Raw genomic sequence first — 19,222 nt, forward strand, 5'->3', positions numbered from 1 at the left:
TTGGAGCCGTCAATAGGCTTTTTTCAGTTTTGTGACGCGCCGGCCGGCAAGCCTTACGCGGCAAGCATCTTGTTGACCTCGTCGACGAGATCGCGCAGGTGGAAAGGCTTGGAAAGGACCTTGGCATCCTTCGGCGCCTTCGAATCAGGGTTCAGCGCCACGGCGGCAAAACCCGTGATGAACATCACCTTCAGGTCGGGGTCGAGCTCGGTGGCGCGGCGCGCCAACTCGATGCCGTCCATCTCGGGCATGACGATATCGGTCAGCAGCAGGGAAAACGGCTCCTCGCGCAGCCGGTCATAGGCGCTGGCGCCATTGTCATAGGAAAGGACCTTGTAGCCGGCCTTTTCGAGCGCTTTCACGAGGAAGCGGCGCATGTCGTTGTCGTCTTCGGCGAGAAGTATCTTCTGAGTCATCAATCCAGACCGCGATCCATAGGTTTTTGGTGGGCTGCCAGCCGTTTACACTAGTCTTTATCCGGTAAACAACCGGTGAATTGCCTGTGCGTGACCGCCATCCCGTCTACATAGTATGGACTTGCGGCCGGGCAACTGGCAACATGGGCCAAGCAGTCAGTTCATGACATGGTAAAGAGGGCCGAAAGTGCCGGAAATACGCGAATACGAGCTTTTTGAGGTTCATGAGCCCGTGTCGCAGACCATTCCCTTCGTCTACAACTCCCCCCATAGCGGCCGCATTTATCCACCGGAATTTATTGCTCAGTCAAGGCTGGAGGGCATCGCCATCCGCCGTTCCGAGGATCACTATGTCGACGAGCTCTTCGGCTCGGCCGTCGCACTCGGCGCGCCGCTGCTGGCGGCCAACTTCCCGCGCGCCTATCTCGACGTCAATCGCGAGCCTTACGAGCTCGATCCGCGGATGTTCGACGGGTTGCTGCCGCCCTATGCCAATGTCAATTCGCTCAGGGTCGCCGGCGGGCTCGGCACCATTCCGCGCATCGTCGCCGAGAACATGGAGATCTATGCGCGGCGCCTGCCGGTGCAGGAGGGGCTCGATCGCGTCGAAGCGGTCTACAAGCCCTATCATGCGGCGCTTCGCCGGCTGATCGCGCGAACGCATGTGCAGTTCGGCTTCGGCGTGCTGATCGACTGCCATTCCATGCCCGGCAACGTGCGCGTTGCCGGCAGCACTGCGCGACCTGATTTCATCATTGGTGATCGCTACGGCACCAGCGCTTCGGCCGAACTTTCGCGCGCGGCCATCGCCATCCTCGAGGAAATGGGTTTTGCGGCGATCCGCAACAAGCCCTATGCCGGCGGCTTCATCACCGAACATTACGGCCGGCCTTCGCGCGGCCTGCATGCGCTGCAGATCGAGGTGAACCGAGCGATCTATGTCGATGAAGTGACGCTGGAGAAACGAGAGGATTTCGCCGCAGTGGCCGACGCCGTCACGGACTTCATGCAGCAGATGGCGGAATATGTCGAGAAATTTGCCGGCGACCGGGCGCTGGCCGCCGAATAGATCTCTTCTTCGATGTTGCTGACGTCTGGCCTTCGTTTTCCGGCCAAAAAAAACCGCGCTTGTGAGCGCGGCTAAGTCTAGGGAGGAAACACCCAAGGAGGGTATTTACAGTCAGAAGACTGTATGAAGACGCTACTATTGCATTGCACAAATGTCAAGCAATATATTGCGCTGCGATATCTTTGGGCAGTTGGAGCCAAATTGCCTGCTGCATTTGCATTCCCGTTGCTTTTCGCTATGAAAAGCGCCATTCCCGCCAGCCAAACGGATCCAACATGTTTCCTGACCGTTCGTTCTTCAATCGCCTGGCGGAGGCTGCTCGAGCCGAAACGCTGCCGCGCTTCCGCTCCGGCCTCGATGTCACGAACAAGCTTTCCTCCGGTTTCGATCCGGTGACGGAGGGCGACCGGGCGGCCGAACTCGCCATCCGGGCGCTGATCGAGGAGAGTTTCCCCGGCCACGGCATTCTCGGCGAGGAACACGGCAATGTCGGGCTCGACCGCGAATATGTCTGGGTGATCGATCCGATCGACGGCACGCGCGCCTTCATATCGGGTGTGCCGGTATGGGGAACGCTGATCGGCCTGCAGAAGGATGGCAGGGCGATCATGGGCATGATCGAACAACCCTTTACCGGCGAGCGTTATTTCGCCGACCAGAACGGCTCGATCTATACCGGGCCGGAGGGCGAGCGGCGTCTGGCGACGCGCCAGTGCGATGCGCTTTCGAACGCCATCCTGTTCACCACCTCGCCGCATCTCTTTGCCGGCGAGGAGATGGAGAAATACCGCGAGATCGAGAGCCAGGTGCGGCTCTTCCGCTACGGCTGCGACTGCTATGCCTATGCGCTGCTTGCCGCCGGTCATGTCGATCTCGTCGTCGAAAACAGCCTGAAGCCTTATGATGTCGGCGGCATCATTCCCGTCATCGAGGGGGCGGGCGGCATCATCACCACCTGGGACGGCGGACGGCCGGAAAACGGCGGCTCGATCATCGCTGCCGGCAGCCGCGCAGTCTACGAACAGGCAATCGCCATCCTGCAGCGCTAAGCCCCGACCGGCCGCGCTGATCCCGGTCAGCAACGCTGATCCCCCGTCAATAACGCTGATGCGTCTCACGTGCCGAGGGCTGCGACGTCCTGGTTTTCTTCGGCATCGCTGCCGGGAATGAAGGCGTGGAAGGCCGCAAGGGCGGCGGCGCGGTAGATATCGCGCTCCTGAAAGATCTCGTGACGGGCGCCGTTGATCGGCACCAGCTGGCCGGCACGGAAATAACGCGAAAGCCGCTCCTGCGCCGTATAGGGCACGACACCGTCGCGCGTCGGGGCGATGACGATGGTCGGGATGGTGATCGAGAAGAGATGGTAGGGTGAGGTGACCCGGTCCATCGTGCGAAAAGCCTCGATCAGCCAGCGGGCCGTCGGCGGCCCGAGCGTCAATTCCGGATAGGCCTTCATCATTGCGACATTGCGCTCGAAGCGGTGTTCGTCCGAGGTCAGCGGGTTATCGCTGAAGTTCGGCTCCTTCAGTTTCGAGGTCAGCGGCAGGAAGCCGAGGCCGACGGCAGTCAGCGTGCCGGCGAGAGCGCGGATGACGCGGGGCGAGGCCGACTGGCCGGTCAGGCCGATGAAGGGCGCCGACAGCACCATGCGATCGATACGGGTGGTGAGATAGGGCGCGGCGGACAGTGCGATCAGGCCGCCGGTGGAATGCGCGAGCAGATAGAAGGGCAGGCGGGTATCCGGCAGCACCACCTTTTCCAGGAAGGTATCGAGATCACGCTCGTAATCGGCAAAGCGGCGGATGTGGCCATGGTTGCGGCGCTTCATGAGCCGTGACGAACCGCCCTGGCCGCGCAGGTCGAAGGTCGCGACCCAGAGACCCTTGGCCGTGAGGTCGCGGATCGTTTCGAAATATTTCTCGATATATTCGTTTCGGCCGTGAAGGATGACGACGGTGCCCTTGGCAATCTGGCCACCCGAGCGGAAGACGGCGTAACGCAACTGGTGGCCGTCATGGGTTTCGAAGAACCCTTCCGTGCGGTTTTCCGGGGCGGGATTATCGGGCGTCGAATAGAGAACCTGATCCATGACTTTGCCAATGCGCCGCTGCTGACTGCTTCGCATCAGGGATAGCGCATGGCATCCGGCTTGGAAAGCGGTGGGGAAAAGGGCCGGCAGGAGCATGAGGGTGCTCGCGGCCGGCCGAGGTTGAGACTGAAGAAGAAGGGACGATGCACTTCAGTCATCGGGACCAGATTCACCCGACGCCGAAATTCCTAGGCGAATGCGCCTGAACGCGCTCCGAACCGGTCGTTCATGCGGGGTTCACGGGCCGATCAAGGCGATTCCGGAAAGGTCTTGAACTCCTCGAATCCCATCACCATCTCCTTTCTGCGGGTGCCGAACAGGGCCTGCACAACCGTCCCAAGGCCGCCAAGGATGGGGTCTCAGGGGCAATTCATCGCAACACGTCGCTTCCACAGGAGGACATCATGCGTCACGTAGACTTCTCTCCCCTTTATCGTTCAACCGTCGGTTTCGACCGGCTCTTCACCATGCTCGACAGCCTTGCCCAGCCGGAGCAGGCGCAGACCTATCCGCCCTATAATATCGAGCGCACCGGTGAAAACACCTATCGCATCACCATGGCCGTTGCCGGTTTCGACGAGACCGAACTTTCGATCGAAGCCCATGCCCATGTGCTGTCCGTGAAGGGTGAAAAGAACGAGGAACCTGCCGAAAGCGGCGAATTCCTCTACCGAGGCATTGCCAAGCGCGCCTTCGAGCGCCGCTTCCAGCTTGCCGATCATGTCGAGGTGACCGCCGCTTCGCTGAAGAACGGCCTGCTGCACATCGACCTTCTGCGCAATATTCCCGAGGCCATGAAGCCCCGCAAGATTACAATTGCCGCAGAACCGGTCGAGGCTCCGAAGGCCATCGAAGCGCAGATCATCAACGGCTAATCAGATCCTTATCGGATAAAACGAACGGCGCTCCATCGGGGCGCCGTTTTTGTTGTTGCTTAGGCCGGGCTGCCGGCCTCTTTCATCTCTTTTTCCGTTGCGCGGCGGGCCGCGGCGGCGGCGTATTTCTGGGCAATGACGGCGCAGACCATCAGCTGGATCTGGTGGAACAGCATCAGCGGCAGCACGATCGCGCCGATCGACTGGCCGGCGAAGATGACGTTCGCCATCGGTACGCCGCTTGCGAGGCTCTTCTTCGAGCCGCAGAAGGTGATGGTGATCTGGTCGGCCTTGTTGAAGCCCAGCCACCGGCTGCCGAACATCGTCAGCACCAGGACAATTGCCAGCAGAACCATGTCGGCGGCGATGACGACGGCGATATTGGCGATCGAGAAGGTGTGCCACAGGCCCTCGACCACCGCCGTGCTGAAGGCAAGATAGACGACCATCAGGATCGAGCCGCGGTCGACAGGCATCAGGATTTTCTTCTTGGCGCGAATCCAGTCGCCGATCCAGGGCTGCAGGACCTGGCCGATGATGAAGGGGGCAAGCAGCTGCAGCAGGATCTGCTCTAATGCGTCGAAGGAGAAGCCGCCATGGCCGCCGACGGAAAACAGCAGGCCGACGAGCAGCGGCGTCAGGAACATGCCGAAGATGTTGGATGCAGAGGCCGAGCAGATGGCGGCGGGCACATTGCCGCCCGCCATCGAGGTGAAGGCGATCGACGACTGCACCGTGGACGGCAGGACGCAGAGGAAGAGGATGCCGAGATAAAGCGGCTGCGGCAGGATCGTGTCGGGGATCAGCCCGAGCGCCATGCCGAGCAGCGGGAAGATGCCGAAGGTCGTCAGCAGGATGACGATATGCAGGCGCCAGTGCAGCAGGCCTGATATGACCACGTCGCGCGACAGGCGGGCGCCATGCAGGAAAAACAGCAGCGCGATAGCAAGATCGGTGGCGATGCCGAAATAATCCGCGAACGTGCCGCGCGCCGGCAGCAACGAGGCAAGGATGACGGTGCAGACGAGCAGGATGGTGAATGTATCGGGCAGAAAGCGGCGCATGGCGGTCTCGCGGCTTGATAAAACAGTCATTGTTCTGTCGTCCATTATGATCCAGGATGCAAGAAATAACAGTTATTGAGAATCTGGATCATGCTGGACCTTTCGCAATTGCGCAGTTTCGTCGCCGTCGAACAGATGGGCAGTTTCACGCTCGCCGCCGAAAGGCTGGGCCTCGGGCAGTCGACGGTCAGTCAGCACATCCAGCGGCTGGAGGCAGCGCTCGGGCGCAGGCTGCTGGCACGCGATACGCATAAGGTGATGCTGACCGGCGATGGCGAGGCGCTGTTGTCGCATGCGCGCGCCATGCTTTCGATCGAGGGGCAGGTACAGTCGCTGTTTAAGAACAACAGCCTGCGCGGCAGCCTGCGGCTCGGCGTGTCGGAGGACTTCGTCACCAGCCAGCTGCCGGCGGTGCTGGAGGATTTCGTTCGTTCGCACCCTTCGGTCGACCTCGAACTGACAGTGGCGCTTTCCGGCGTTCTTTACGAGATGCAGGACAATGGCGAGATTGATCTGGTGCTCGCCAAGCGCCGGCTCGGCGATGCGCGCGGAAAGCTCGTCTATCGCGAGCCGCTCGTCTGGCTGGCGCGCGATCCCGAGCGTGTGCTTGCCTCCGGCCCTTTGCCGCTGATCGCCTTTCCGCCGCCGAGCGTGACACGAGTGATCGCGCTCGAAGCGCTCGGGCGAAACGGGGTGCCGTGGCGGATCGTCTGCACCTGCGGCAGCCTGAGCGGGCTGACGGCGGCGGCGCGGGCCGGAATGGGCGTGCTGGTGCAGCCACGCAGCATGGCGCCCTCAGGACTGAAGGAGATTGCGGTCGGAAAACTTCCGGCGCTGGAGGATGTGGAATTTGTGCTGGTGCCGCGCAAGGGAGCCGATCAGGCGCTGGTTTCAGCACTGTCGGAGGATATTCTGCAAAAGGTGAGGGGACTGAGGTCGGCGTGAGTCCTTGCCCGTCACCGAAAGGCCTGCCGGGCCGGCAAGCCTTTCGGGCAGGCGATCAGGCGGCCAGGCACTTCAAGAAGCCATCGACATCCGCTTCGGTGGTCGCGAAGCTGGTGACGAGGCGGATCAGGGTTTCGCTTTCGGAAACGAGTTCGGGCATTGCCGCCGGGACCGGCCATGCGTAAAATTTCGCGCCCCTTTCCTCCGCAGTTTTTGCGGCACTTTTGCTGACGACGGCAAAGACTTCGTTGGACGCGGTCGGCCAGGCGAGGCGGGCGGAGTTGCTCGTGCCGATACCGGCGCGCAGCCGGTCGGCCATGCCGTTCGAATGGCGGGCGAGATCGAGCCAGAGATCGTTTTTGAAATAGGCATCGAACTGGGCGGCGATGAAACGCGACTTGGAGAAGAGCTGGGCGGCGCGCTTGCGGATGAAAGGCATTTCCCGAGCCTGATCCGGATTGAAGAAGACGATCGCTTCAGCACACCAGCAGCCGTTCTTGGTGCCGCCGAAGGACAGCATGTCGACGCCGCGCTTCCAGGTCATTTCGGCCGGTGTGGCGCCGAGTGCGACCAGGGCGTTGGCGAAGCGGGCGCCGTCCATGTGGAGCGGCAGATTGCGCTTCCTTGATATGGCGGCGATCTCGCCGATCTCCGGCAAGGAGTAGACGGTGCCGATCTCGGTCGCCTGGGTGATGGTCACCGCGCTGGCGCGGCCGTGATGGACGGCATCCTCGGGAAAGCTTGCGATCTTCGCCGAAAGCTTTGCCGGATCGATCTTGCCGGCTTCGCCGTCAATGGCAACGAGGCGGGCGGCGCCGGAGAAAAATTCCGGCGCGCCGCATTCATCCTCGATCACATGGGCCTCCGAATGGCAGAAGGTGATGCCGCCGGGCCGCTGGACGCTTGCCAGCGATAGGGAGTTGGCGGCCGTGCCGGTGGCGACGAAGAAAACCGAAACCTCACGCTCGAAGATCTCGGAAAAACGGGCCTCGACCTTCCTGTCGAGATCGCCGGCGCCATAGGCCGCGGCAAAGCCGGTCGATTCCGTCAGCAGACGTTCGGCAATGGATTTGTGGGCGCCGGCCCAGTTATCGGAAGCAAAGAACATGGGGGAAACCGTGGGAAAGGAGGGGGTTGGCAAAGTCCGCAGCGGACATTACGCCAAAGCTTCACAGGATCAAGGTTGTCGCCTGCGACACATCACGGAAATTGAACTACGCAATCAATAAACAAAATAATACGTCTCGGCGTAATTTTATTTCGTCGCTGCAGCTGCTCAGGCAATCTTCCGTCGCAAATTGACGTTTTTTAACGGAGCGCTCTTGCAGAGCCGAATGCTTTCTGGCATAGAACTGATGAATTAGGACAGTGTTGCTGTCCTATTTTGGCCTTTATGACCGAAGAGGCGCCGAAAGCCCTGGAACAGACCGGCTTTCACGCTATAGTTCTTCCGAGCGTCAAGCCTCAAGGGCGGCGCGCGGAGGCGAATGGCAGGCGCGGAACGCGACGGTTTGCTTTCCTTTAAAAGCAGATGTCTGCGGCCGATCTTCACAATGCAACAGCGCTGTCATGCGCCGAACCTATCTTCGGGTTGCGGCGCGAGACGAAAAGCCGCCCGCGGCCCCGCGGGCTTCGACAGGAGGAAAGATGATGACGAAGACGCCATCCATGGAAGTTGACCGGTTTGCTGCTGCAGAGCTGCGCGCGACGGCCAATATCTCCAAATCCGCCTCCGGCCTGCCGAAGAAACAGGGCCTCTACGATCCGCGCAACGAACATGATGCCTGCGGCGTCGGCTTCGTCGCGCATATGAAGGGCCAGAAGTCGCACCAGATCGTCAAGGATGGCCTGTTCATTCTCGAGAACCTGACGCATCGCGGCGCCGTCGGCGCCGATCCGCTGATGGGTGACGGCGCCGGCATCCTGGTGCAGATCCCCGACCGTTTCTTCCGCGAGGAGATGGCCGAGCAGGGCATCACCCTGCCGCCGGTCGGCGAATATGGCGTCGGCCATATCTTCATGCCGCGCGATGAAAAGCAGATCGAGCACTTCAAGAAGGTGATCAAGGATGTCATCACCGAGGAAGGTCAGGTCTTCATCGGCTTCCGCGACGTGCCGGTCGACAATTCGTCGCTCTCCAAGGCGCCGGCCATTGCCGCCACCGAGCCGCATCATGTGCAGGTCTTCATCGGCGCCGGTGAGGATGCCGAAAACAACGACGAGTTCGAGCGCCGGCTGTTCACGCTGCGCAAGGTGATCTCCAACCGTATCTATGACGAGTTCGACGGCGAGGAGAGCAATTTCTATCCGGTGTCGCTGTCGTCGGCGACGGTGGTCTACAAGGGCATGTTCCTGGCTTATCAGGTCGGCGTCTATTACAAGGACCTGTCGGATCCGCGTTTTGAAAGCGCGGTCGCCCTGGTGCACCAGCGCTTCTCGACCAACACCTTCCCGTCATGGAAGCTCGCGCATCCCTACCGCATGGTCGCCCATAACGGCGAGATCAACACGCTGCGCGGCAACGTCAACTGGATGGCGGCGCGCCAGGCGTCGGTCTCCTCACCGCTGTTCGGCGAGGACATCTCCAAGCTCTGGCCGATCTCCTACGAGGGGCAGTCGGACACGGCCTGCTTTGACAACGCGCTCGAATTCCTGGTGCGCGGCGGTTATTCGATGGCGCATGCCGTGATGATGCTGATCCCGGAAGCCTGGGCCGGCAACCAGTCGATGGCGGCCGAACGCAAGGCCTTCTACGAATATCATGCGGCGCTGATGGAGCCCTGGGACGGGCCGGCTGCCGTCGCCTTCACCGACGGCAAGCAGATCGGCGCGACGCTCGACCGCAACGGCCTGCGGCCGGCGCGCTACCTCGTCACGAATGACGACCGCGTCATCATGGCGTCCGAAGCCGGCGTGCTGCCGGTTCCGGAGGAGAAGATCATCCAGAAGTGGCGCCTGCAGCCGGGCAAGATGCTGCTGATCGACATGGAACAAGGCCGCATCATTTCCGACGACGAGGTGAAGTCGCAACTGGCGACGGCGCATCCCTATCGCAGCTGGCTCAATCGCACCCAGCTCATCCTCGAAGACCTGAAGCCGGTGGAACCGCGGGCACTGCGCCGCGACGTCTCGCTGCTCGACCGCCAGCAGGCCTTCGGCTACACGCTCGAGGACACACGCATCCTGATGTCGCCGATGGCGACGACCGGCCAGGAAGCGATCGGCTCGATGGGCACGGATACGCCGATCTCGGCGATGTCGGAAAAGCCGAAGCTGCTCTACACCTATTTCAAGCAGAACTTCGCGCAGGTGACCAACCCGCCGATCGACCCGATCCGCGAGGAACTGGTCATGAGCCTGGTTTCCTTCATCGGGCCGCGGCCGAACATTCTCGACCATGAGGGGGCGGCCAACGCCAAGCGGCTCGAGGTTCGTCAGCCGATCCTGACCAATGGCGATCTCGAAAAGATCCGCTCGATCGGTCATACGGAAGACCGTTTCGACACCAAGACGCTCGATTTCACCTATGATATCGAGCGTGGTGCCGAAGGCATGCCCGAAATGCTCGACCGGCTCTGCGAGCGCGCGGAAGCGGCCGTCAAGGGCGGCTACAACATCATCGTGCTCTCCGACCGCCAGATCGGGCCGGACCGGATCGCGATTCCTGCTTTGCTCGCCACAGCTGCCGTGCATCACCATCTGATCCGCAAGGGGCTGCGCACCTCGGTCGGTCTCGTCGTCGAGACCGGAGAGCCGCGCGAAGTCCATCATTTCTGCCTGCTTGCCGGCTACGGCGCCGAGGCGATCAACCCCTATCTCGCCTTCGACACGCTGCTCGACATGCATGCCAAGGGCGAATTCCCGAAGGAAGTGGATGCTTCCGAAATCGTCTACCGCTACATCAAGGCGGTCGGCAAAGGCATCCTCAAGGTCATGTCGAAGATGGGCATCTCGACCTACCAGTCCTATTGTGGCGCGCAGATCTTCGATGCGATCGGCCTGCAGTCGGAACTGATCGACAAGTATTTCTTCGGAACCGCGACGATGATCGAAGGCGTCGGCCTCGAGGCGATCGCCGCGGAAACCGTCGCCCGCCATAATGCGGCCTTCGGCACCGATCCGCTTCTTGCCACGACGCTCGATATCGGCGGCGAATATGCCTACCGCATGCGCGGTGAAAGCCATGCCTGGACGCCGGATGCGGTCGCAGCCCTCCAGCATGCCGTGCGCGGCAATGCCGAGGACCGCTACCGCGAATTCGCCGACATGGTGAACAATTCGGCGCTGCGCATGAACACGATCCGCGGGCTCTTCAAGATGAAGAGCGCCGAGGCGCTCGGCCGTACGCCGGTATCGATCGACGAGGTCGAGCCGGCGGCCGATATCGTCAAGCGTTTCTCGACGGGGGCGATGTCCTTCGGATCGATTTCCAGGGAGGCGCATACGACACTGGCGATCGCCATGAACCGGATCGGCGGCAAGTCGAACACCGGCGAGGGCGGCGAAGAATCCGACCGCTATATACCGCTGGCCAATGGTTCGATGAACCCGGAGCGTTCGGCGATCAAGCAGATCGCCTCGGGCCGCTTCGGGGTGACCACCGAATATCTCGTCAATGCCGACGTGCTGCAGATCAAGGTGGCGCAGGGCGCCAAGCCTGGCGAAGGTGGCCAGCTGCCGGGTCACAAGGTTGACGCGACGGTTGCCAAGACCCGCCACTCGACACCGGGCGTCGGCTTGATTTCGCCGCCGCCGCACCACGACATCTATTCCATCGAAGATCTGGCGCAGCTGATCTACGATCTGAAGAACGTCAACCCGACTGCCGATGTTTCGGTCAAGCTGGTCTCGGAAGTCGGCGTCGGTACGGTCGCTGCCGGCGTCGCCAAGGCGCGCGCCGACCATATCACGGTCGCCGGCTTCGACGGCGGCACCGGTGCCTCACCGCTGACCTCGCTCAAACATGCCGGCAGCCCCTGGGAAATCGGCCTTGCCGAGACCCAGCAGACTCTGGTGCTGAACGGCTTGCGTTCGCGCGTCGCCCTGCAGGTGGACGGCGGCCTGAAGACCGGCCGCGACGTTATTATCGGAGCGCTGCTTGGAGCCGACGAGTTCGGCTTTGCCACCGCGCCGCTGATTGCCGCCGGCTGCATCATGATGCGCAAGTGCCATCTCAACACCTGTCCGGTGGGTGTGGCGACCCAGGATCCGGTGCTGCGCAAGCGCTTCAAGGGCGCGCCGGAGCACGTCATCAACTACTTCTTCTTCGTCGCCAACGAAGTGCGCGAAATCCTCGCCTCGCTGGGCTTCACCCGGCTCGACCAGATCATCGGCGCCTCGGAGCTGCTGGAGAAGGACGAGATGCTGAACCACTGGAAGGCGAAGGGCCTCGACTTCAGCCGCATCTTCCACAAGGTCGACGCTCCCAAGGAAGAGACCTTCTGGACGAGCCGGCAGAAGCACCCGATCGACGACATTCTCGACCGCGTGCTGATCGAACAGGCGCAGCCGGCACTGACGGCCAAGACGCCCGTTGCCTTCGAGGTCGGCATCAAGAACGTCGACCGGTCGGTGGGCGCGATGCTTTCCGGCGAGGTCGCCAAGCGTTATCGCCATCGCGGTCTGAAGGAAGACACGATCAACGTGACGCTTCGCGGCACGGCGGGGCAGAGCTTCGGCGCCTTCCTGGCGCGCGGCGTCACCTTCAACCTGATCGGTGACGGCAACGACTATGTCGGCAAGGGCCTTTCGGGCGGCAAGATCATCATCAGGCCGCCGGAGAATTCGAGGATCGTCGCCGAGGACTCGATCATCGTCGGCAACACCGTGCTTTATGGTGCGACCGAGGGCGAATGCTACTTCCGCGGTGTGGCGGGCGAACGTTTCGCCGTGCGCAATTCGGGCGCGATCGCCATCGTCGAGGGTGTCGGCGACCATGGCTGCGAATACATGACCGGCGGCGTCGTCGTTGTGCTCGGCGCCACGGGCCGCAACTTCGCAGCCGGCATGTCCGGCGGTGTCGCCTACGTGCTCGATGAAACCGGTGATTTCGCCAGCCGCTGCAACATGGCAATGGTCGAGCTCGAGCCGGTGCCCGAGGAGGACGACATGCTGGAGAAGCTGCATCATCACGGCGGTGATCTCATGCACAAGGGACGCGTCGACGTCTCTGGCGACATGACGCGCCATGACGAGGAGCGCCTTTACCAGCTGATCTCCAACCATCTGCATTATACGGGCTCGGCCCGCGCCACTGAGATCCTCGACAACTGGGCCGATTACCGGCCGAAATTCCGCAAGGTCATGCCGGTCGAATACCGGCGTGCGCTCGAGGAAATGGAGCGCAGCCGGATGGGCATCGCCGCGGAATGAATTGCACCGGACATCCGTCACCTGACGACTGCAGGTGACGGGTGACGAAAATATCTCGATGACCCGTGACGATCACACCGACGGCGAAGGCTGTCCAGATCGCCCGGATGTCTTTCAGGGGATATGGTCCAATGACGGTCAAGACAAGCAACTTGCCCCGGGTACCGGGACTGACGATAGACAGATTGGCTGCGGTGAGGCGGTCATGAGGGTAAGGGACGAAGATATGGGTAAGGTAACAGGGTTTCTGGAAATCGACCGGCAGGTGGCAAAGTACCAGCCGGCGTCGGATCGTATCCGTCATTTCCGCGAGTTCACGATCCCGATGTCGGACCCGGAAGTGCAGAAACAGGCCGCGCGCTGCATGGACTGTGGCATCCCTTATTGCCACGGCCCGACCGGCTGTCCGGTTCACAACCAGATTCCCGATTGGAACGACCTCGTCTACAACAACAACTGGGAAGCGGCGATCCAGAACCTGCATTCGACCAACAACTTCCCTGAGTTCACCGGTCGCGTCTGCCCGGCGCCTTGCGAGGAAGCTTGCACGTTGAACCTCGAGGATGCGCCGGTCGCCATCAAGACGGTCGAGCAGGCGATCGCCGACAAGGCTTATGAACTCGGTTTCATCCGGCCGCAGCCGGCAACGGTCCATACCGGCAAGAAGGTCGCCGTCATCGGCTCCGGCCCCGCCGGCATGGCGGCCGCCCAGCAGCTCGGCCGCGCCGGCCACGAGGTGCATCTCTATGAGCGCGAGACCAAGCCGGGCGGACTGCTGCGGTACGGCATTCCCGACTTCAAAATGGAGAAGAACTTCATCGACCGTCGCGTCGAGCAGATGAAGGGTGAGGGCGTCACCTTCCATTGCGGCGTCAATATCGGCGTCGACGTCAAGGTCGAGCAGTTGCTCGCCGATCACGACGCCGTGCTTTACTGCGGCGGCTCCGAGACGCCGCGCGAGGCGGGCATTCCGGGCACCGACCTTGCGGGCGTGCATGATGCGATGCCCTATCTGGTGCAGCAGAACCGCCGCGTCGGGCGCGAGAACATCGACAGCGTCGGCTGGCCGTCGGACCCGATCCTTGCCGGCGCCAAACATATCGTCGTCGTCGGCGGCGGGGATACGGCTTCGGACTGCGTCGGCACGGCCTTCCGCCAGGGCGCCGTCAGGGTCACCCAGCTCGACATCCGGCCGCAGCCGCCGGAGAAGGAAGACAAGCTTGCCGTCTGGCCCTTCTGGGCGACGAAGATGCGCACCTCTTCCTCGCAGGCCGAGGGCGCCGTGCGTGAATTCCAGGTGGCCACTCTTGAATTCGTCGGCGAAGACGGTGTGCTGACCGGCGTCAAGTGCTGCGAGGTCGACGAACGCCGGCGGCCGGTTCCAGGCACGGAATTCGTCATCCGGGCCGATCTCGCCTTCATCGCCATCGGTTTCCGCGGGCCGTTCACCGGCAGCGTGCTGAAGGAGCTCGACGGCAAGCTGACGCTCAACACCGATAAGCGCGGCTCGACCAACGTCGTCGCCAACGACCGCGACTACAAGACTTCGGTCGACAAGTTCTGGACGGCGGGCGACGTGCGCCGCGGCCAATCGCTGGTGGTCTGGGCGATCCGTGAAGGCCGCCAGGCTGCGCGCGCCATCGACGAGGAATTGATGGGCTCGACCGTTCTGCCGAACTGACCGCCAGCCGCACACCTGCCCGAAGACCACGAACTCCGCCCCTCCGGCGGAGTTTTTTCATGGTGCACAGCGCTGTAGTGCGACCGCTTGACGCGGAGGCTCTGCGCCGCAAGCCCCAGGCAATGCCGGGAAGCGAGATTTTCCGCCGGACGCGGGCTCAGAAGGAGCCGGCGGCGACCGAAGCGGAGGTGCCCTGCCGTTTTGGCCACAGCACATTTCACCATCGGTCGCGACGCAAGGCCGCGAATGATCGACAAGGATTTTCAAATGGTTTCCGCACTTGACAGCACACGGCTGGTTTCGGCCCAATATGCCCTGAAAAACCTTCGCGGCTCCGATGACAGCGCGCAGGATACGCAGAGTTCATCGGCTGCCAGCATTCTGAGCAGCTACGGGCTCGATCCGAGCTCTTCCTCGCTTCTTTCCAACCAGGCCCTTTCTGGGCTGCTCGACAGGCTTTCGGCCCAAAGCGACACGTCGGACGAGTCCGACACGACGGGTGACGGCGCCGACGTCACCAGCGCCTCGTTCATGTCGATGCTGAAGCAGCAGCTGCAGGATGCGGCTGCGGCCGAAGGCGAGAGCGGCAAGGCCCATGACATGCTGGCCGCCCTCGAAGCGGGTACGCTCACCATCACCGATCCGACACAGGGCGTATCTATAACCGCCTGGGATGTCGACGATCCCGACGAGGCGGACACCGAGAGCAAGGCCGGCAAGGATATCGACGTCAGCGGCTGGAGCGACTTCCTCGACGCGCATCTGGAGCGCGGCGCCGATGGCGCCTTCGTCAAGGAAAACGGCAGTTATGTCGACCAGACGAACGACAGCAACGCTTTCTTCGGCCTGATCGGCTCGAACTATTATTATCTGAGCTGGCCGCAGGCGACGTCCGCATAAACTGCGTGAAGCAAAAGGGCGCCTCGGGCGGCCTTTTCATTTGACCGAGACTTCGGCCGGCGCCTTAACCGCCGGCAGGCGGTAGTCATCGACGCGGCCTGGAGGTGCTGGCGTCATTTCGCCCTGCTCGACCAGGAGATCGCGCGGCGAGCGCGTCAAAGTCATCGGTGGCGGCCTGGCACCGAGAAGCTCGGCGCCGCCGTCGAGATTGGGATCGGAGAGACTGATCGGCACGGTATGTTCGACCGGATTGGTGGGAAGGCCGAGACCGGGCAGATTGCTGGAGTCGAGGCGGACCAGATCGGGGCTTGCCTGCGTGCCGAGCAGACGCCGCGCCGGTTTTTCCACATAGAAGGCGAGCTTGCGCCGGCCGGCCTGCGTAAGGTTGATGCCATCGGAGGTGCGCAGGCGCACCTGCTGGCCGTTCACATCCGAACCGGTGACGATGAAGTTGCCGTTTTCGTCGACGAAACCATCCCAGATATCGACGAATTCACCGCCGATGCTTTCGACCTGGTTGCGATAGAGCTGGTTCATCTGGACGGCATCGGCCGTCATCGAATCGGATTCGAAGGCGGGAAGACCGACCCAGAGCAGCGGGATCTTGCGGTCGGTGACCTCCTTGCCGAAGGAAAGCACGCGGCGGCGGTATTCGGTGAACCAGCCATCGGTGCGGAATTTTTCCTTGGCGGTGTCGGTCACCATCTGCTGGCGGTCGTTGGCGCCGATCATGACGACGACCATTGCCGGCTTCAGCTCGTCGATCATCTTCGGCAGCTGTTCCGGCCAGTCGTAATAATCGTCGCGGACAAGGCCTGAGGAGACGTTGCCGCGGGCTTCGACGACGACACCCGGCGAGGTCTCGAAGGCGGCGGTGAGGCCGTCGCCAAGGCCGCTGGCCAGGAAATCGCCGACGATCAGGATCTTTCGGGCGTCGCCGAGCTTCTGTACGGCCGGCTCCTCCTCCTGTACGGGAGCGCGGACCGGCGGTGCAGTGCGGGTATTGACTATGGCTTTCTGCGCCGGCGGGCGTTTGCGCTGCTGGCGTCTCGGCTGCTGCACGTCAGGGGCCTGCGGGCCGTCGTCGAGATAGCGTCGGCCAAGGAAGAAATCGAAGATCGACCGGCGCTGATACCGCTGCTCTTGGGCTTCGGCGACATGCACCGGCGCAAAAGCGCCAAGGCACAGCGAAGCCGCCGCCAAGGCGAGCACGAGCCAACGGATTTTACAGGTCCGATCAATTTTCTTCGTCATGGGCAGTTCCGCATCTGCCGGCATCTTGCACGCAGGGCAGGCCAGCGTCCACTCCCACTGATATCTAGGTCACGGTTCTGCCGCTTCCAATGCGGGTTCGCCAAAACCGTGCGGCAGGAGACGGGGCGACCTGCATGAGACAAAGACTTGAAGCGCCCTGCATGATTCCCGAACCGATGCAAACTCTAGCGGCGCAGTGCGTTCAGAAGCGGCAACGAGGGCTCGCCGTCCGGCTGCATGCCGATGCGCGACTGCACGGCTGATATCGCCGCCTTCGAACCCGAGCCGAAATTGCCGTCCACCTCGCCATTGTAATAGCCGAGCGTCTTCAAACGGGTCTGCAGCTCGAATTTCTCGGTAATGTCGAGTGCGCCGTTCGGGCGCGGCCAACGCTGCTGCATACCGCCGTAGCCGGCGATCTGGTCGGCCAGCAGGCCGACGGCAAGCGCGTAGCTGTCCGAGGCATTGTAGTTCTTGATGGTGAAGAAGTTGGCGGTCATCAGGAAGCCTGGGCCGCCAGCTCCGGCCGGCATCTTCAGCACGGCTTTGGTAGCGCTCTCGCGGAAGGCCTTGCCGTTCGGGCGTGTCAGGCCGAGTGCCGCCCATTGGGCCAATGTATGGGTCTTGCCGGCCTGCTTGGCGGCCGCTGCGGGAACGACGACCTCATAGCCCCAGGTCTTGCCGGTATCCCAGCCGTTCTTCATCAGGAGATTGGCCGAGGTCGCCAGCGCGTCGGGGATCGAGTTCCAGATATCGCGATAGCCGTTGCCGTCGGCATCGATGGCATAAAGCAGGTAGCTTGTCGGAATGAACTGAGTGTGGCCCATCGCGCCGGCCCAGGAGCCGGTCATCTCGCGTGCCGGCACATCGCCGTTCTGCAGGATCTTCAGCGCGGCGACCAGCTGTTTCTTGGCGAATTTGGCGCGGCTCGGATCGGCATAGGCAAGCGTTGCCAGGGCGCGTGGCACGTAGTGCAGCCGGTCGTCCTTGTCGAGGACTGCGCCGTAATTCGATTCCATCGACCAGATGGCCAGCAGAATGGTCTTGTCGACCCCGAAGCGCTGCTCGATCGCAGCGAGCGTCCTTGCGTGCTTGGCGGCCATCTCGCGGCCGATCTTGACCGTATAGGGGTTGACGCGGGAATCGACATAGTCCCAGATCTTCGAGGTGAATTCCGGCTGGTAGGCCGCCTTTTCGAGCACGGTCGGATCGGGCTCGCTCACCCCGGAAAAGGCCTTTTGATAGGTTGCCTTACTGATGCCACTCTGAGCGGCAGTCTGGTAAAAATCCGCGATCCATTTCTGGAAGCGGGAATCAGCTTGCGCGTTGTCGGGGACCAGTGCCACCTGGACGGCGACAACGAGGGCGAGAGCAAGACCACGAAGGGAGTTTTTGTGATTCTGGGTCATCGACAGTCGTATCCGTCATCTTTAGTTTCTGGTGCAGCGGGGCATCATTTCCGCCCAGACCCGAGACTACAGGAACGGAGTCAACAAATTCTTTACCATGGCGGCCCGCTGCAGTCACCATTTGCAAAACAGTAGCAATTCTATACTAGTTAAAGCTAAAAAGCTCTATTTCCAAAGCGATATGATCGAAGCAGGAGGCCGGGTGTGGCTCAACACAACAAAGTTCGTAAAGCAGTATTTCCGGTTGCCGGGTTGGGAACGCGATTCCTGCCGGCGACAAAGGCTGTTCCGAAGGAAATGTTGACCGTCGTCGACAAGCCAATCATTCAATATGTCGTCGATGAGGCGATCGAAGCCGGGATCGAACATCTCGTCTTCGTCACCGGACGCAACAAGCACGTCATCGAAGATTATTTCGACATTCATTTCGAGCTGGAACAGACGCTGCGCGAACGCGCCAAGAAGGCGGAGATTACCCTTCTCGCCCAGCAATTGCCGAAGGCCGGCACGGTGAGCTTCACCCGCCAGCAGGAGCCGCTCGGCCTCGGCCACGCCGTGTGGTGCGCGCGTGAGATCGTCGGCGACGAGCCCTTCGCACTGTTGCTGCCCGATATGATCATGAAGGGTGACAAGGGCTGCATGAAGGGCATGATTGACCTCTATGCCCAGAGCGGCGGCAATATCATCGCCGTCGAGGAATGCGCACCGGATCAGGCGCATAAATACGGCATCGTCGGCGTCGGCGAGGCGATCGGCGACGGCTTCCGCATCACCGGCATGGTGGAAAAGCCTGCCAAGGGAACGGCGCCTTCCAACTTCTTCATCAACGGCCGCTATATCCTGCAGCCTGAGATCTTCAAGATCCTCGAAACCCAGGAGCGCGGCGCCGGCAACGAGATCCAGCTCACCGACGGCATGCTGAAGCTGCTGAAGGAACAGGATTTCGCCGGTTACCACTTCCGCGGCGCGACCTACGACTGCGGCGCCAAGGACGGCTTCATCCTGGCGAACGTCGCCTTCGCCCTCGAACGCGCCGATATCCGCCCCTCCGTCGAAGGCGGCTTCAGGGAACTGCTGGCCGGCCTGAAATAAGTTGCAGATTCAACGCGATAAAGCGCCGCGTGTCCTAACGGATGCGCGGCGCTCTA

At 61.9% G+C, this 19,222-nt stretch carries 14 protein-coding genes; 8 read left to right on the top strand and 6 right to left on the bottom strand.

Going from position 1 to position 19,222, the window contains the following annotated elements:
- Window positions 1-53: 53 nt before the first annotated feature.
- Window positions 54-416: a response regulator CpdR1 gene (gene cpdR1 / locus FFM53_RS16725; RefSeq protein WP_003542883.1), complete on the bottom strand. Its 363-nt coding sequence runs from the start codon at window positions 414-416 to the stop codon at window positions 54-56.
- A gap of 187 nt (window positions 417-603) precedes the next feature.
- On the opposite strand from cpdR1, the gene FFM53_RS16730 reads away from it, so the two are divergent.
- Window positions 604-1,485 (top strand): N-formylglutamate amidohydrolase, encoded by an 882-nt coding sequence (locus FFM53_RS16730; protein ID WP_131713414.1) that lies wholly within the window; start codon window positions 604-606, stop codon window positions 1,483-1,485.
- 275 nt (window positions 1,486-1,760) lie between these two features.
- Window positions 1,761-2,534: a histidinol-phosphatase gene (gene hisN / locus FFM53_RS16735; RefSeq protein ID WP_138333357.1), complete on the top strand. Its 774-nt coding sequence runs from the start codon at window positions 1,761-1,763 to the stop codon at window positions 2,532-2,534.
- Window positions 2,535-2,599: 65 nt separating this feature from the next.
- Here the strand turns inward: hisN and FFM53_RS16740 are convergent, their stop codons facing one another.
- Entirely contained in the window at window positions 2,600-3,574 is a 975-nt protein-coding gene (locus FFM53_RS16740) for an alpha/beta fold hydrolase (RefSeq protein ID WP_138390559.1), read from the bottom strand.
- Window positions 3,575-3,978: 404 nt separating this feature from the next.
- Between FFM53_RS16740 and FFM53_RS16745 the strand changes: the two genes are divergently transcribed.
- Window positions 3,979-4,449 (top strand): Hsp20 family protein, encoded by a 471-nt coding sequence (locus FFM53_RS16745; protein WP_018072811.1) that lies wholly within the window; start codon window positions 3,979-3,981, stop codon window positions 4,447-4,449.
- Between the two features lie 59 nt (window positions 4,450-4,508).
- Here FFM53_RS16745 and FFM53_RS16750 read toward each other — a convergent pair whose 3' ends face one another.
- Window positions 4,509-5,558: a bile acid:sodium symporter family protein gene (locus FFM53_RS16750; protein ID WP_138390558.1), complete on the bottom strand. Its 1,050-nt coding sequence runs from the start codon at window positions 5,556-5,558 to the stop codon at window positions 4,509-4,511.
- A 45-nt stretch (window positions 5,559-5,603) separates the two neighbouring features.
- Between FFM53_RS16750 and FFM53_RS16755 the strand changes: the two genes are divergently transcribed.
- Window positions 5,604-6,458 carry a LysR substrate-binding domain-containing protein gene (locus FFM53_RS16755; protein WP_138390557.1) on the top strand — a complete coding sequence of 285 codons (855 nt, stop codon included), beginning with the start codon at window positions 5,604-5,606 and terminating at the stop codon, window positions 6,456-6,458.
- Between the two features lie 55 nt (window positions 6,459-6,513).
- On the opposite strand, the gene FFM53_RS16760 is transcribed toward FFM53_RS16755, so the two are convergent.
- Entirely contained in the window at window positions 6,514-7,566 is a 1,053-nt protein-coding gene (locus FFM53_RS16760) for a threonine aldolase family protein (RefSeq protein ID WP_138390556.1), read from the bottom strand.
- A gap of 539 nt (window positions 7,567-8,105) precedes the next feature.
- On the opposite strand from FFM53_RS16760, the gene gltB reads away from it, so the two are divergent.
- The 3 genes from gltB to FFM53_RS16775 all read left to right on the top strand — a co-directional run bounded on the left by gltB (window position 8,106) and on the right by FFM53_RS16775 (window position 15,411).
- Entirely contained in the window at window positions 8,106-12,830 is a 4,725-nt protein-coding gene (gene gltB, locus FFM53_RS16765) for a glutamate synthase large subunit (protein WP_173883597.1), read from the top strand.
- Between the two features lie 226 nt (window positions 12,831-13,056).
- Window positions 13,057-14,511, top strand: a complete 1,455-nt coding sequence (locus FFM53_RS16770) for a glutamate synthase subunit beta (RefSeq protein WP_072640575.1) — start codon at window positions 13,057-13,059, stop codon at window positions 14,509-14,511.
- Window positions 14,512-14,778: 267 nt separating this feature from the next.
- On the top strand, window positions 14,779-15,411 hold the full coding sequence (locus FFM53_RS16775) for a hypothetical protein (protein ID WP_138390554.1): 633 nt from the start codon (window positions 14,779-14,781) through the stop codon (window positions 15,409-15,411).
- A gap of 36 nt (window positions 15,412-15,447) precedes the next feature.
- Here the strand turns inward: FFM53_RS16775 and FFM53_RS16780 are convergent, their stop codons facing one another.
- Both FFM53_RS16780 and FFM53_RS16785 read right to left on the bottom strand, forming a co-directional pair.
- Entirely contained in the window at window positions 15,448-16,689 is a 1,242-nt protein-coding gene (locus FFM53_RS16780; RefSeq protein ID WP_173883598.1) for an SGNH/GDSL hydrolase family protein, read from the bottom strand.
- A 161-nt stretch (window positions 16,690-16,850) separates the two neighbouring features.
- Window positions 16,851-18,074, bottom strand: coding sequence for a lytic murein transglycosylase (locus FFM53_RS16785; protein ID WP_138390552.1), 1,224 nt, complete (start codon window positions 18,072-18,074; stop codon window positions 16,851-16,853).
- Window positions 18,075-18,278: 204 nt separating this feature from the next.
- Here FFM53_RS16785 and galU point away from each other — a divergent pair, with 204 nt between their 5' ends.
- A complete protein-coding gene (gene galU, locus FFM53_RS16790) occupies window positions 18,279-19,166 on the top strand; it encodes a UTP--glucose-1-phosphate uridylyltransferase GalU (protein ID WP_003542870.1) in 888 nt (295 codons plus the stop codon).
- Window positions 19,167-19,222 lie beyond the last annotated feature (56 nt).

The sequence above is a fragment of the Rhizobium indicum genome, assembly GCF_005862305.2.
Classification (GTDB): domain Bacteria; phylum Pseudomonadota; class Alphaproteobacteria; order Rhizobiales; family Rhizobiaceae; genus Rhizobium; species Rhizobium indicum.